Origin of the sequence: Rathayibacter sp. PhB1 (genome assembly GCF_004362935.1) — a bacterium.
Classification (GTDB): Bacteria; Actinomycetota; Actinomycetes; order Actinomycetales; family Microbacteriaceae; genus Rathayibacter; species Rathayibacter festucae.
Window position 1 is genome coordinate 543,299 of record NZ_SNYD01000002.1, and the last position, 14,777, is coordinate 558,075.

The window sequence follows — 14,777 nt, forward strand, 5'->3', positions numbered from 1 at the left end:
AGATCGGACGCGACCGGGGACGGACCGCCGCGAATCGCGCACACCGCACGCCCGCCGCCCGCTCGTAGACTCGGACGGTGAAGGTTCTTGCGGCGATGAGCGGTGGAGTGGACTCGGCGGTGGCCGCGGCCCGCGCGGTGGAGGCGGGGCACGAGGTGGTCGGCGTGCACCTCGCGCTGAGCAGGATGCCCGGCACGCTGCGCACCGGCAGCCGCGGCTGCTGCACGATCGAGGACTCGATGGACGCCCAGCGCGCCGCCAACGTCCTCGGCATCCCCTATTACGTGTGGGACTTCTCCGAGCGGTTCAAGCTCGACGTGGTCGACGACTTCGTGGCCGAGTACGCCGCCGGCCGCACCCCCAACCCCTGCATGCGCTGCAACGAGCGGATCAAGTTCGCGGCCCTGCTCGAGAAGGCGCTCGACCTCGGCTTCGACGCCGTCTGCACCGGCCACTACGCCTCCCTCGAGACCGCGGCCGACGGCAGCCCCGAGCTGCACCGCGCGAGCGACGAGGCGAAGGACCAGTCCTACGTCCTCGGCGTGCTCACCACCGCGCAGCTCGAGCACTCGATGTTCCCGCTCGGCTCGACGCCGTCGAAGGCGGTCGTCCGGGCGGAGGCGGCCCGCCGCGGCCTGAGCGTCGCGAACAAGCCGGACAGCTACGACATCTGCTTCATCCCCGACGGCGACACCCGCGGCTGGCTCTCGGAGCGCGTCGCCCCCGAGACCGGCGCGATCGTCGACCGCGACGGCGCGGTGGTGGGGGCGCACGAGGGAGCGCACGGCTACACCGTCGGCCAGCGCCGGGGCCTGCACCTCGGCGTTCCCGCGCCGGACGGACGACCGCGCTTCGTGCTCGAGGTGCGGCCGAAGACCAACGAGGTCGTCGTCGGTCCGCGGGAGGCGCTGCGCATCGGCGAGATCGCCGGCTCGCGCTTCACCTGGGCCGGCGCGGCGCCGGAGGACGCGTCGACGCCGTTCCGCTGCGACGTGCAGATCCGCGCGCACGCCGACCCGGTCCCGGCGACCGCGGTCGTGTCGGACGTCTCTGGGAAGGTGGAGCTCGTGATCACTCCCGACTCGCCGCTCGACGGCGTCGCCCCCGGCCAGACGGCCGTCGTCTACCTCGGCACCCGCGTGCTCGGCCAGTGCACGATCGACCGCACGGTCGCGGCCGACCTCGCCGGTGCCTCCGCGAGCGGGGCGGTGCTCTGATGGCGTCCGTTGATGCGTTCTACCGCGCGGAAGAACTACGTGCTCAGATCAAGGAGGCGCGAGAATCATACTATGCTGACGATTTCTCGAACATATCCGACGCTGAGTACGACCGGCTGATTGCGGAACTGGAGGACCTCGAAAAGGACTCAGGGATCGATAAGCCGGATTCTCCGACGCACACGGTGGGGGGAGTGGCGGCAGTCGATCTTGCACCCGTTGTCCATGCGGAGCAGATGTTGTCGCTCGATAATGTCTTCTCCTCTGAGGAATTGCGCGACTGGTGTGAGAAGACGTTGCGTGACAGCGATCGCCCGATTCGTTGGCTTTCAGAGTTGAAAATCGATGGCCTCGCGCTTTCGCTTCGATACGTCGACGGGAAGTTAATCACCGCAGCAACTCGCGGCACAGGAATAGTCGGTGAAGATGTTACTGAGAACGCTCTGTCCATCAAGTCGATTCCGAAATTTCTACGCGGACACGGTCATCCTCCGGTCGTCGAGATCCGCGGGGAAGTATTCATCCCAGTGGCAGAGTTCGAAGAGTTGAATCGTCTTCAAGAGCGCTTACGCCTTGAAGTTGTGCACGAGAGGACTCAGGCATGGCTCGCTGCTCCAGGCCGAACAATAGAAAGCTTTGACGAACTTCGCGTCCGCAAGAGTGCTCTCAGGCAGTTCCCTACATTCGCAAATCCAAGGAATGCGGCGAGTGGGGGGCTTCGGCAGCAGCTCGGAAAGAAGCACGGTAGAGATCTAGAAGCCGCTCAGGCTCGCGTAAACTCACTTGCTTTCTACGTTCATGGAATCGGAGCATGGCCGAACCCTCCAGTGGAAAGCCAATCTGAGGTATACGAGCTGTTGGCTTCGTGGGGCTTGCCAGTAAGTCAAAATAATCGAGTTGCAGCGACCATTGATCAAGTCCTCGAGTACGTCGAGCGATACGGCCGCGAGCGTCACTCTGTGGAGCATCAGATCGACGGCGTCGTCGTCAAGGTGGACGAGCTCGAGCTGCACGACGAGCTCGGCGCCACCAGCCGCGCCCCGCGCTGGGCCATCGCCTACAAGTACCCGCCCGAGGAGGTGCACACCAAGCTCCTCGACATCGTCGTCAGCGTCGGCCGCACCGGCCGGGCCACCCCGTTCGCGCAGATGGAGAAGGTCAAGGTCGCCGGCTCCGAGGTGCGCCAGGCCACGCTGCACAACGCCGACGTGGTGAAGGCCAAGGGCGTGCTGATCGGCGACACCGTCGTGCTGCGCAAGGCCGGCGACGTCATCCCCGAGGTGCTCGGCCCGGTGATCGAGCTGCGCGACGGCAGCGAGCGCGAGTTCGTGATGCCGACGCAGTGCCCCGAGTGCGGCACGACCCTCGCCCCCGCCAAGGAGGGCGACGTCGATCTGCGCTGCCCGAACGCCCGCTCCTGCCCCGCGCAGGTGCGCGGCCGCGTCGAGCACATCGGCAGCCGCGGCGCACTCGACATCGAGGTGCTCGGCGAGGTGACCGCCGCGGCGCTGACCCAGCCGTTCGTGCCCGCGGAGCCGCCGCTCGACACCGAGGCCGGCCTCTTCGAGCTGCGGATCGAGGACGTCTTCCCGATCGAGGTCGTCGTCCGCGACAGCGAGACCGGGCTGCAGAAGCTCGACGACCGGGGCGAGGCGAAGGTCGTCGGCCCGTTCAAGCGCAAGCGGCAGAAGCGCGACGGCCCGTTCGACCCGGAGGCGGAGGTGTTCGGCGGCGACGCGGAGTACGTCCCGTCGACGACCGGCCTCGCGCTGATCGCCAACATCGAGAAGGCGAAGACCTCGCCGCTCTGGCGCTTCCTGGTCTCGCTCAGCATCCGGCACGTCGGCCCGGTCGCCGCGCGCGCCCTGGCCGGCCACTTCGGCTCGCTCGACGCGATCCGCGCGGCCAGCCGCGAGGAGCTCGCCGCGGTCGACGGCGTCGGCGGCATCATCGGCGACGCGGTGCTCGCCTGGTTCGAGGTCGACTGGCACGCCGAGATCGTCGACCGCTGGGCGAAGGCCGGCGTGCAGTTCGCCACGCCCGGCCACCCCGGCCCCGGCGCGGCCGACGCCGCGGGCGGCGTGCTCGCCGGGCTGACCGTCGTCGCGACCGGCTCGCTCGAGGGCTACAGCCGCGAGGGCGCGCAGGAGGCGATCCTCGCCGCGGGCGGCAAGGCCGGCTCGAGCGTCTCCAGGAAGACGCACTACGTCGCCGCCGGCCCCGGCGCCGGCAGCAAGCTCGGCAAGGCCGAGGCGCTCGGCGTCCGGATCATCACCGCCGCGGAGTTCCACCTGCTCGTGACCGAGGGGCCGGACGCGATCGCGCTGCCCGAGGATTCGGCCTCGGAGGAGGCGGTCGGCGGCGCGCCCGTCGCCGACGCTCCCGCCGCCGACGGCACCGACCCGGTCGCCGCCGAGGCGCCGGCCGCCGAGACCGCCGATGCGCCCGCCGCCGAGGAGACCCCCGACGCGGATGCCTGACCGGCCCGGCGAGGAGCGGCGGGCGTTCCTCCGCCGTTCCCTCGCCGAGGCCGCCTCGACCGCGCTGGACGCCGCCGCCCGCGCCGTGCCGCTCACGTCTCGCGAGCGCGAGGCCGCCGCCGCACTGGCCCGGATCGACCACCTCGTCGTCCTCTCCTTCGCCGGTCGGCCGCGCGCCCAGGTCTTCGGTGCCCTCGACGGCGAGCCGGGCAGCGACTTCGCCGGCGGCACCGACGAGGTGCTGACCGCCCCCGGCCCCGGAACCGCGGGAGACCGGTTCGCCCCCGCGATGCTCCCCGTGCACACGCTGCTCGCGCACTCGTTCGCGCGCGCCGACCACTGGCGCGCGGACGGCCGTGACCCGCTCCGACTGCTGCTCGACTCGGCCCGGCACGCCGGCACCCCTTGGTCCCTGGTCGTCGACGACCGCCAGGGCGTCTCGACCACGCTCCTCGCCGACCCCGACCCGATGCACCGCGATCCCACGGTGGCAGCTGCCGGGGGAGCACTCCTCCCGCTCTCCGGACTCGCGAAGGCGGCCGCGATGGGCTCTCTGCCGCCGGTCGTCCTGGTCGAGCCCCGCTCGCTCGTCGACCCGGCCGACTTCGCCGCCACCGGCGACCCGAGCGCCTCGCGGTCCGCGGACGCGCGCGTCGCCGAGCGGCTCCTGCACGAGACCGTCGTCGCGGTCCGGGCGGCGGAGTCGGCCGGGCGCCGGGTGCTGCTGCTCGTCACCGCGCGCGGGCACGCCGATCGCCCCGGCGACGTCCCGGCCCTCCTCGTCGCCTCGAGCGCGCGGCCCGGTGATCGTCTGACGGCTCGGCTCGGCCCGGCGACTCCCGCCCTCCTGCACCGCGCCCGCTTCGCCGCGGACCGCCGGGCGCTGGCGGACGACGGCGTGCTCGCCGTCGCCGAGGCGCTGTCCGGGCCCGCCCGGCCGCTGTCGCGCTACCCGCGCACGGCACCCGCCTTCGCGCCGGAGGACCCGGAGCGCTCGATCGGGCCGGCCCTGGCCGCTGCCCTCGCCGTGGCGGGCGTCACCGCCGAGCCGGACGACGTCGATCAGGCCCTCATGATGCTCCGAGCCGCCGCCCCGGGCGCGTCGCTACACTCCCCGGAGGCACGGATCCGCGGCACGCGGGAAGGGCGGGACGCATGAGCGGCACCGACGGCGGCGGCGATCGCATCCCGCGAGACGACGCCCCTCGCTCCCGCTCCCGCCGCCGCTTCCTCGCGGGCAGCGCCGTCGCCGGCGGAGTCGCCGCCGCGGGCCTCACCGGCGGAGCGATCGGCGCGGCCGTCGCCTCCGGCCGGGACCGCGAGGCGGAGTCGCCCCTGCCCGAGCGCAGCGAGCCGGGCTTCGACCACGTCGTCGTCGTGATGTTCGAGAACCGCTCCTTCGACAACATCCTGGGGCAGCTCCACACGGCCGACGGCCCGCCCGCGGGCGAGACCTTCGAGGGCCTGCAGAGCGGGGAGCACTCCAACACCACCGCCGCGGGCGACACCGTCGCCGCGCACGTCTACCAGGGCGCGACCGACACGGTGATGCGCCAGCCCGACCCCGACCCGGGCGAGGAGTACCCGCACGTCAACACCCAGCTCTTCGGCACGATCGACCCGCCGTCCAACGCCGGGGCGTCCGTCGGCGCGATGACGGCCCCCTTCAACGCGCCCGCCGACGCCTCCGCGCCGACGATGAGCGGGTTCCTCGAGGACTACGTGCAGAACCTCCGCCACCTGAAGAAGGGGGAGGAGCCCACCCGCGAGGAGTACGGCACGATCATGGGCGGCTTCTCGCCCGACATGCTGCCCGTCTTCTCGACACTGGCCCGCGAGTTCGCCGTCTTCGACCACTGGTTCTGCGCCGTCCCCTCGCAGACCTTCTGCAACCGCTCCTTCTTCCACGCCTCGACCTCGCACGGCTTCGTCACCAACAAGCACGGCGGCGGCTACGAGAAGTGGCTCGCCGACGACCTCGCCGATGCGCCGACGGTCTTCAACCGCCTCGAGGAGGCCGGGAAGAGCTGGCGGGTCTACTTCGACGTGCTGCAGGTCGTCTCCTACACCGGCTTCCTGCACGCACCGGTGCTCGAGAAGTACTGGAAGACCAACTTCGCCCCGATGGAGCAGTTCTACGCGGACGTCGCGAACGGCGAGCTGCCCGACTACGCCTTCGTCGAGCCGCGGCTCGTCTTCGACCACAACGACATGCACCCGCCGACCGGCGTCCTGCACGAGGACGAGGTCGACGGGCAGCCGCTCTACGACAGCGCGCTCTCCGACGTCCGCGCCGGGGAGCTGCTGCTGCACGAGATCTACTCGGCGATCCGCGAGAGCGCGTCGACGACCGGCTCGAACGCGATCAACACCCTGCTGCTGGCCACCTTCGACGAGCACGGCGGTCTCTACGACCACGTGCCGCCGCCCGCCGCGACGCCGCCCGGCGACGGCCGCGAGGGCGAGATGGGCTTCGGCTTCGACCGCCTCGGCTGCCGCGTGCCGGCGATCGCGATCTCGGCCTACACGCGGGCCGGCACGATCCTGCACGACGAGATGCACCACGGCGCCCTGATCCGCACCCTCAGCCGCCTGCACGGGCTCGAGCCGCTCACGGCCAGGGACGCCGACGCGCCCGACCTCTTCGGCGTGGTCACCCTCGACACCCCGCGGCAGATCGACGACTGGCCGACCACCGTACCGCAGTACCTCCCGCCGAATCCGGAGGCGACCCCGCCGCACCCGGCCAACGCGAACCGGAACAAGCCGCTCAGCCCGCCGGCCCTCGGGCTGATGGGCCTGCTGCTCGCCCGCTACGGCGAGCCCGGCGACGACCTGCCGACCACCTACCAGGGCGCCTACGAGGCGCTGCTCAAGCACGGCACGAGCCTCTTCGGCACCGGCACGGTCACCGCGTCGCCCCCTGCGTCGCCGACCCCGTCGCCCGGGTCCTGAGCGGAGGGAGCGTCGGTGCCCCTGGCTAGACTGGACGCCGATTCCCACGAACCACCCGACGGAGACGCATGTCCGAGATCACGGCCGACACGGTCGCCCATCTGGCCTCGCTGGCCAGGATCGACCTCACCACCGAGGAGATCGAGAACCTCACCCGGGAGCTCGGTCAGATCGTCGACTCGGTGACGGCGATCCAGGCCGTCGCCACGCCCGACGTCCCGGCCACCAGCCACCCCATCCCGCTCGAGAACGTCTTCCGCCCCGACGTCGTGGGCGAGACGCTGACCCTCGAGCAGGCGCTCTCCGGTGCTCCCGAGCACGACGGCAGCCGCTTCCAGGTCTCCGCGATCCTGGGGGAGGAGCAGTGAGCGCCCACGGCGACGAGCTCGTCCGCCTCAGCGCCTCCGCCCTCGCCTCGCGCCTCGCCGACGGCTCCGTCTCCTCGCGCGAGGCGACGCAGGCGCACCTCGACCGCATCGCCGCCGTCGACGGCGCAGTGCACGCCTTCCTGCACGTCGCGGGCGACGCCGCGACCGCGACGGCCGAGGTGATCGACCGCCGCCGCGCCGAGGGCGAGTCGCTGCACCCGCTCGCCGGCGTCCCGCTCGCGGTCAAGGACGTCATCGTCACGAACGACATGCCGACCACCGCGGGCTCGCGCATCCTCGAGGGCTGGCGCCCGCCCTACGACGCGACCGTCATGCAGAAGGTCCGCGCGGCCGGCCTCGTGCCGATCGGCAAGACCAACATGGACGAGTTCGCGATGGGCTCGACCACCGAGCGCTCCGCCTACGGCCCCACCCACAACCCGTGGGACCTCGACCGCATCCCCGGCGGCTCCGGCGGCGGCTCGGCTGCGGCCGTCGCGAGCTACGAGGCGCCGCTGGCCCTCGGCTCCGACACCGGCGGCTCGATCCGCCAGCCCGCGCACGTCACCGGCACCGTCGGAGTCAAGCCGACCTACGGCGGGGTCTCCCGCTACGGCGCCGTCGCCCTGGCCTCGAGCCTCGACCAGATCGGCCCGGTCTCGCGCACGGTCCTGGACTCGGCGCTCCTGCACGACGTCATCGCCGGGCACGACCCGCGCGACTCGACCTCGCTCCGCGACGAGTGGCCCTCCTTCGCCGATGCGGTCCGCCGCGCCGACGTGAAGGGCCTGCGGATCGGCGTGCTCAGGGAGCTCGACGGGGGGGAGGGCTTCCAGCCCGGTGTCCTCGCGCGCTTCCACGAGGCCCTCGCGGTGCTCGAGAAGGCCGGCGCCGAGATCGTCGAGGTCAGCGCGCCGAGCATCGAGCACGCCGTCGCGGCGTACTACCTGATCCTCCCGGCGGAGGCGTCGAGCAACCTCGCGAAGTTCGACTCCGTCCGCTTCGGCCTCCGGGTCACCCCGAAGGGCGGCGGCACGGTCGAGCAGGTCATGGCCGCGACCCGCGAGCAGGGCTTCGGCCCCGAGGTGAAGCGCCGCATCATCCTCGGCACCTACGCGCTCTCGGCGGGCTACTACGACGCCTATTACGGCAGCGCGCAGAAGGTGCGGACCCTGGTCCAGCGCGACTTCGACGCCGCCTTCGCGTCCGTCGACGTCATCGCGTCGCCGACCGCGCCGACCACCGCCTACCGGCTCGGCGAGAAGCTCGACGACCCGCTGGCGATGTACCGCGGCGACATCGCCACGATCCCGGCGAACCTGGCCGGCATCCCCGGCATCTCGGTCCCCGCCGGTCTCGCCGATGAGGACGGTCTCCCGGTCGGCGTCCAGTTCCTGGCCCCCGCCCGCCAGGACGTCCGGCTCTACACCGTCGGCGGCGCGCTCGAGGCGCTCCTGGAGGAGCAGTGGGGCCACCCGCTGCTCTCGCAGGCGCCCGATCTCGCCGCCGCCCAGCTCTCCGCCCCCCAGGAAGGTGCCGTCTGATGGCCTCCGCGCACGCGTCCGCCCCCGAGCTGATGGACTACGACGAGGTCTTCGATCGCTTCGAGCCGGTCCTCGGCTTCGAGGTGCACATCGAGCTCAACACGAAGACGAAGATGTTCTCGGACGCCCCGAACATCGCCGGCTCCGAGCCGAACACCAACACGACGCCGGTCTGCTTGGGCCTGCCCGGCTCGCTGCCGGTCGTCAACGAGCAGGCCGTCCGCTACTCGATCAGCCTCGGCCTCGCGCTCGGCTGCTCGATCGCGCCGTCCAGCCGCTTCGCCCGGAAGAACTACTTCTACCCGGACATGGCGAAGAACTACCAGATCTCGCAGTTCGACGAGCCGATCGCCTTCGAGGGCTCGGTCGAGGTCGAGCTCGCCGACGGCAGCGTCGTGCACATCCCGATCGAGCGCGCGCACATGGAGGAGGACGCGGGCAAGCTGACCCACGTCGGCGGCTCCACCGGCCGCATCCAGGGCGCGGAGTACTCGCTGGTCGACTACAACCGCGCCGGCGTCCCGCTGGTCGAGATCGTCACGAAGCCGATCCACGGCGCGGGCAAGAGCGCTCCGGAGTACGCCAAGGCCTACGTCGCCACCATCCGCGACATCGTCCTCGCGCTCGGCATCTCCGACGCGAAGATGGAGCGCGGCAACCTCCGCTGCGACGCGAACGTCTCGCTCAAGCCGATCGGCCAGGAGACGCTCGGCACCCGCACCGAGACCAAGAACGTCAACTCGCTCCGCTCGGTCGAGCGCGCGGTGCGCTACGAGATCCAGCGCCAGGGCGCGATCCTCGCCGCCGGTGGCACGATCACGCAGGAGACGCGGCACTGGCACGAGGACACCGGCCGCACCTCGGCCGGCCGCCCGAAGAGCGACGCCGACGATTACCGCTACTTCCCCGAGCCCGACCTGCTGCCCGTGGTGCCGAGCCCCGAGCTGATCGAGGAGCTGCGCGCCGCGCTGCCCGAGAAGCCCGCCGCCCGCCGCCGTCGGCTGAAGGCCGACTGGGGCTTCACCGACCTCGAGTTCCAGGACGTCGCGAACAGCGGTCTCCTGGTCGAGATCAGCGAGACCGTCGCCGCCGGCGCGTCGCCGCAGGCCGCCCGCAAGTGGTGGACGGGTGAGGTCGCCCGGCTCGCCAACGCGGCGGGGCAGGATCCGGCCGAGCTGGTGTCGCCCGAGCAGGTCGCCGAGCTCGCCGGGCTGATCGACGCGGGCACCCTCACCGATCGGCTCGCCCGCGAGGTGCTCCAGGGTGTCATCGCCGGCGAGGGCACCCCGCAGGAGGTCGTCGACGCCCGCGGGCTCGCGGTCGTCTCGGACGACGGCGCCCTGATCGAGGCGATCGACGCCGCCCTGGCCTCGCAGCCCGACGTGCTCGCGAAGATCCGGGACGGCAAGGTCCAGGCCGCCGGCGCAGTCATCGGCGCGGTGATGAAGGCGATGAAGGGCCAGGCCGACGCCGCCCGCGTCCGCGAGCTCGTCCTCGAGCGCGCGGCCGGCTGAGTCGATGCGCGGGGGACGGACGGCGGCGTGAGCACTCTGCCCGGCGACGCGTCCGTCCCCGCTCGGCTCGATCTGCCGGGCGGGGCGTTCCTCCGCCCGCTCGTGACGAGTGACGCGGATCTGCTGCACCCGGTGATCGGGCAGCGCCGCGGCTGGCTCGCCGCGCTGCTGCCCGAGGGCGACCCGAGCGGCCTGCCCTCCGCGTCGCCGGGTGACGACCTGCGCGCGCTCCGGCTGCTCGAGACCGCCGCGCGCGAGCGGCGCCTCTTCGTCTACCTCCTCGTCGGCGCGGACTGGACCGAGGTCCTCGGTGCCCTGAGCGTCCGGCCCGTCGGCGACGACCGTGCGGAGGCCTCCTGGTGGGTGGTGCCGAGCCTCGTCGGGTCCCGCCTCGAGGAGGAGCTCGACGCCTATGCGCGACGCTGGCTGCTGCTGCGCTGGCCGTTCGAGCACGTCGAGACCCCCGACAACCACCCCGAGGAGCCGGCCGCCCTCGCCGGGGCCAACCTGCTCCCGCTGCTCCCCGACACTCCGGCGCGCACCCCGCTGCCCGAGCCGGACCTCACGGCGGCGGAAGCGCTCTGGGCCGCCTACCGGGCGCACGAGCCGATCGCGCCCGAGGAACTGCCCCTCGTCGAGTCGTTCGGCGACTCGGTCGAGCTCGCGGACCAGCTGCTCGCCTTGGTGCGGCGCGGCGTCAAGACCGCGACGGCCTCGCTCGTCGGCGACGAGCCCGTGCCCCGCGTCGGCGACCACTGGATCGTCTGCGACGGCGCCGGTGTCGCGCGCGTCGTGCTGCGGACCGTCGAGATCCGTCTCGGTCCGCTCGACAGTGTGGACGACGCGTTCGCCTGGGACGAGGGCGAGAACGACCGCTCGCGGGAGTCCTGGCTGGCCGGGCACCGCCGCTACTTCGAGCGCGAGTCGCCGGGCGGCGTCGGCATCGTCGTCTTCGAGCGCTTCCGCCTCGTCTGGCCGGAGGAGGACGCGCGGGCCGCCGCCGGCTTCACCCGGCGGATCGCCTCCGAGCGGCCGGGCGGCACCCCCTAGCCCGCTTCGGGGGGTTCCCCTGATGCTCCACTCAGCGGCCCTGCGCCAGAGTGGAGGCATGGCTACTCTCGTGCGCCCCCGTCGGGGCAAGATCATCGCCGGCGTCTGCGCCGGCCTCGCAAACCGCTTCGGCTGGAGCCCCTTCCTGGTCCGGCTGCTGTTCGTGCTCTCCTGCCTGCTCCCCGGGCCGCAGATCATCGCGTACCTCGTGATGTGGGTGGTCGTCCCGAAGCAGAAGTGATCCCGGCGCTCCTCCGCCCGTCCGCCTCCCTCGGGAGCGGCGGCGGGGGAGCGTCTCTCTTCGCGTGGTGAACGTTCACGAGTTCGTTCCGCGCCACGCTTGACCCGCCTCCTCCTGCCGCCCTAGCGTGGTGCGTGAACGTTCACGTCGACGACGCCGCGAAAGGGCCACGCATGACCGACTCCACCCCGACCACCACCACCGCACCCGGCTGGGCGGTGCTCGGCCCCGGCAGCATCGCGCGCCGGTTCCTCTCCCAGCTCCCCGCGAGCAGCCGCGGGGCTCGGCTCGTCGCGGCGGGCAGCTCCGATCAGGGGCGCGCCGCCGCCTTCGCCGCCGAAGCGGTCGAGCACGGCTTCCCGGACGCGAGCGCGGGCGACTACGCCGCGGTCCTCGCCGATCCGCAGGTCACCGCGGTCTACATCTCCACCGTGCACACCGGCCACGCGGCGCTCGTCCTCCAGGCGCTCGAGGCCGGCAAGGCCGTGCTCTGCGAGAAGCCGCTCGCCGTCAACCACGGCACCGCGATGGCCCTCGTCGACGCCGCCCGCAGCGCCGGGCTCCCGCTCGTCGAGGCGTACATGTACCGCTTCCACCCGCAGACCGCCGCGCTGCTCGAGCTCGTCCGCGACGGCGTGATCGGCGAAGTCGTGCACATCGACGCCTCCTTCTCCTTCCGCACCGGGTCCCGCGAGGGCCGCCTCTACGACCTCGCGACGGCCGGCGGCGGCATCCTCGACGTCGGCGGCTACACCGTCACCGCCGCGGCGGCCGTGGTCCAGGCCGCGACCGGCGTCGCCGTCGCCGAGCCCGTCGAGTTCGACGCACAGGGCACGCTCGGCCCGACCGGCGTCGACGAGTGGAGCGTCGCCCGCGCGACCTACCGCGGCGGCATCACCGCGACCCTCCGCACCGGAGTGGCGCTGGACGACGTGAACGCCCTGACCGTCCACGGCACCCGCGGCCGTCTGCACGTGGCCGACCCGTGGTTCGGCGCCGCGGAGACGGGCATCGAGATCAGCGTCGTGGGCGAGGAGCCCCGCATCGTGGCCTTCGAGGGGGAGAGCCCCTACGCGCTCGAGGCGGACGCGACGACCGACGCCCTCGCCGCCGGCGCCGTCGAGGTGCCGCAGATGACCCTCGACGAGACGCTCGCCACCGCCCGCACGCTCGACCGCTGGCGCGCCGCGGTCGGCCTGCGCTTCCCGTTCGAGGCCGAGACCGCGGACATCCCGACCGTCTCCGGCCGTCCGCTGCGCGTCGCCGCGGACGCGCCGATGCTCTCCGGCGAGATCCCCGGGGTCGGCAAGCGGATGTCGCGCCTCGTGATGGGCGTCGACAACCAGCCCGACCTCGCGCACGCCTCGGCGATCTTCGACGCCTTCGTCGAGCAGGGCGGCACCGCCTTCGACACCGGCTACATCTACGGCGGCGGCGTGCTCGAGGGCCGCCTGGGCCAGTGGATCGAGAACCGCGGCATCCGCGAGGACGTCGTCGTGATCACCAAGGGCGCGCACACCCCGTACTGCGATCCGGAGTCGCTCACCCGGCAGCTGCTCGAGAGCCTCGAGCGCCAGGGCACCGACTACGCCGACATCTACCTGATGCACCGCGACAACCTCGAGGTGCCGGTGGGCGAGTTCGTCGACGTGATGGACGAGCACCAGCGCGCCGGGCGGATCCGCGCCTACGGCGTCTCGAACTGGACGCCCGCGCGCTTCGACGAGGCCCAGGAGTACGCCCGGGCCAACGGCCGGGCCGGCTTCCAGGCGCTGAGCAACCACTTCGGCCTGGCCGAGGCGTACGACGTGCCGTGGGACGGCTGCGTGCACGTCACCGACCGGGCCTCGAAGGAGTGGCTGGTCGAGCGGCAGGTCCCGCTGCTGCCGTGGTCCTCGCAGGCCCGCGGCTTCTTCACCGGCCGCGCCCGCCCGGACGACACCAGCGACGCCGAGCTGGTGCGCTGCTACTACGGGCCGGACAACTTCGAGCGGCTCCGCCGGGCCGAGCAGCTGGCGGCCGAGCACGGCGTCGGAGCGACGGCGATCGCCCTGGCTTACGTGCTCGCGCAGCCGTTCCCGACCTTCCCGCTCTTCGGACCGCGCACGATCACCGAGCTGCGCTCGTCGATGCGCGGACTGTCGATCGAGCTGACTCCGGAGCAGACGGCGTGGCTCGACCTCCGCGCCTGAGCGGTGCCGAGGCCGGCGGCCGCGCGACGATCCACGACGTCGCCGCGGCCGCCGGGGTCTCCCGCCAGACCGTCACCCGGGCGATGAACGGCATGCCGGGCATCAGCGAGGAGACGAAGCAGCGGGTCCTCGAGGCGGCGGAGCAGCTGTCCTACCGGCCGTCGCGCTTCGGCCGCGGCCTGGTGACGGGTGGCGAGCACCAGCTCGGGCTCGTCGTCGACGACCTGCGGAACCCGTGGTCGCCGGAGCTCGCCTCCGCCGTCGTCCGGGTCGCCGCGGCGCGGGGCTGGAACGTGTCGCTCGCGGACGTCGGCCTCGCCGCCGACTCCGATCGGATGATCCAGGCGCTCGGTGCGCAGACCGACGCGGTGATCGGCACCTTCGGCGATCGGGCTGCCGAGTGGATCGAGCGGCTCGGCTCCGTCCCCGTGGTCGAGCTCGACCCCACCGGTGATCCGCTGCGGGCCGCGGTCGTGCTCGACCACTCCGACGCGGTCGAGGCGCTGGCCGAGCACCTGGCCGGAGTGGGCGTGCGGCGTCCGGTGATCGTCGACGTCTCGGGGGACGCGCGGCCGAGCAGGCGTGCGGAGTTGCTGCTGCGCGCGTTCGCCGCGCACGAGCTGGAGCCCTCCCTCGTGCGCGCCGACGGCCCGACCGCCCAGGCCGCGGCGGAGGCGACCGAGCGGATCGTCGCCCGGCCGCGGGTCGCCGATGCGATCGTCGCGTTCAACGACCTCTGCGCGCTCGGCGTGCTCTCCGCCTGTCGTCGAGCCGGGGTCGACGTCCCCGGCGACGTCCGGGTGGTCGGCATCGACGGCCTCTCGATCGGACGGCTGCTCGCGCCGACGCTGACCACCCTCGCCGTCGACCTCGACGAGCTCGCCCGGCACGCCCTCGACCTCGCCGTCGCCATGATCGCCGGCGAGCTCCCGAAGGGCGGCCCGTCGGTGCAGCGCACCGTCCGCCACCAGCTCGTCCTCCGCGAGTCCGCCTGACCCCCACCCAAGGAGGACTCGCACTCCGCGAGCCGAGCCCCGAGGAGGACTCGCATGCCGCGAGCCGCTCTCCCCGCGGGGGACTCGCGTGCCGCGAGCCGTGCCCTCATGGGTCCGCCTGACCGCGACGAAGAGGACTCGCGTGCCGCGAGCCGCGCCCTCATGCTGGTCGAGTAGCCCCGCAGGGGCGTATCGAGACCCGCCGTCATCAGCAGGGCGGG

At 72.7% G+C, this 14,777-nt stretch carries 10 protein-coding genes and 1 pseudogene; all 11 read left to right on the forward strand.

What is annotated here, in order from left to right; genetic code table 11:
* Positions 1-77 precede the first annotated feature (77 nt).
* The 11 genes and pseudogenes from mnmA to EDF17_RS06730 all read left to right on the forward strand — a co-directional run bounded on the left by mnmA (position 78) and on the right by EDF17_RS06730 (position 14,556).
* Positions 78-1,217, forward strand: a complete 1,140-nt coding sequence (mnmA, locus tag EDF17_RS06680; RefSeq protein WP_185019957.1) for a tRNA 2-thiouridine(34) synthase MnmA — start codon at positions 78-80, stop codon at positions 1,215-1,217.
* Positions 1,217-3,544 (forward strand): annotated as a pseudogene (gene ligA, locus EDF17_RS06685) (NAD-dependent DNA ligase LigA); the annotation flags it as partial. The gene mnmA and the pseudogene ligA, both read left to right, overlap by 1 nt.
* Before the next feature lie 145 nt (positions 3,545-3,689).
* Complete coding sequence (locus EDF17_RS06690) at positions 3,690-4,856, forward strand: hypothetical protein (RefSeq protein WP_123445755.1); 1,167 nt, start codon at positions 3,690-3,692, stop codon at positions 4,854-4,856.
* Entirely contained in the window at positions 4,853-6,652 is a 1,800-nt protein-coding gene (locus EDF17_RS06695; RefSeq protein WP_123445756.1) for an alkaline phosphatase family protein, read from the forward strand. Before EDF17_RS06690 ends, EDF17_RS06695 begins: the two co-directional genes overlap by 4 nt.
* Before the next feature lie 68 nt (positions 6,653-6,720).
* Positions 6,721-7,020, forward strand: a complete 300-nt coding sequence (gatC, locus tag EDF17_RS06700) for an Asp-tRNA(Asn)/Glu-tRNA(Gln) amidotransferase subunit GatC (RefSeq protein WP_123445757.1) — start codon at positions 6,721-6,723, stop codon at positions 7,018-7,020.
* Complete coding sequence (gene gatA, locus EDF17_RS06705; RefSeq protein ID WP_123445758.1) at positions 7,017-8,564, forward strand: Asp-tRNA(Asn)/Glu-tRNA(Gln) amidotransferase subunit GatA; 1,548 nt, start codon at positions 7,017-7,019, stop codon at positions 8,562-8,564. The genes gatC and gatA overlap by 4 nt, the downstream gene beginning before the upstream one ends.
* The gene (gene gatB / locus EDF17_RS06710; protein ID WP_123445759.1) at positions 8,564-10,078 is read left to right on the forward strand and encodes an Asp-tRNA(Asn)/Glu-tRNA(Gln) amidotransferase subunit GatB; all 1,515 of its coding nucleotides are present in this window, start codon (positions 8,564-8,566) and stop codon (positions 10,076-10,078) included. The genes gatA and gatB overlap by 1 nt, the downstream gene beginning before the upstream one ends.
* Before the next feature lie 27 nt (positions 10,079-10,105).
* A complete protein-coding gene (locus EDF17_RS20235; protein ID WP_243732810.1) occupies positions 10,106-11,128 on the forward strand; it encodes an ASCH domain-containing protein in 1,023 nt (340 codons plus the stop codon).
* A gap of 58 nt (positions 11,129-11,186) precedes the next feature.
* Complete coding sequence (locus EDF17_RS06720; protein WP_123445760.1) at positions 11,187-11,369, forward strand: PspC domain-containing protein; 183 nt, start codon at positions 11,187-11,189, stop codon at positions 11,367-11,369.
* A gap of 173 nt (positions 11,370-11,542) precedes the next feature.
* Entirely contained in the window at positions 11,543-13,561 is a 2,019-nt protein-coding gene (locus EDF17_RS06725) for an aldo/keto reductase (RefSeq protein ID WP_123445761.1), read from the forward strand.
* The gene (locus tag EDF17_RS06730) at positions 13,540-14,556 is read left to right on the forward strand and encodes a LacI family DNA-binding transcriptional regulator (RefSeq protein ID WP_123445762.1); all 1,017 of its coding nucleotides are present in this window, start codon (positions 13,540-13,542) and stop codon (positions 14,554-14,556) included. The genes EDF17_RS06725 and EDF17_RS06730 overlap by 22 nt, the downstream gene beginning before the upstream one ends.
* The last annotated feature ends 221 nt before the right edge of the window (positions 14,557-14,777 follow it).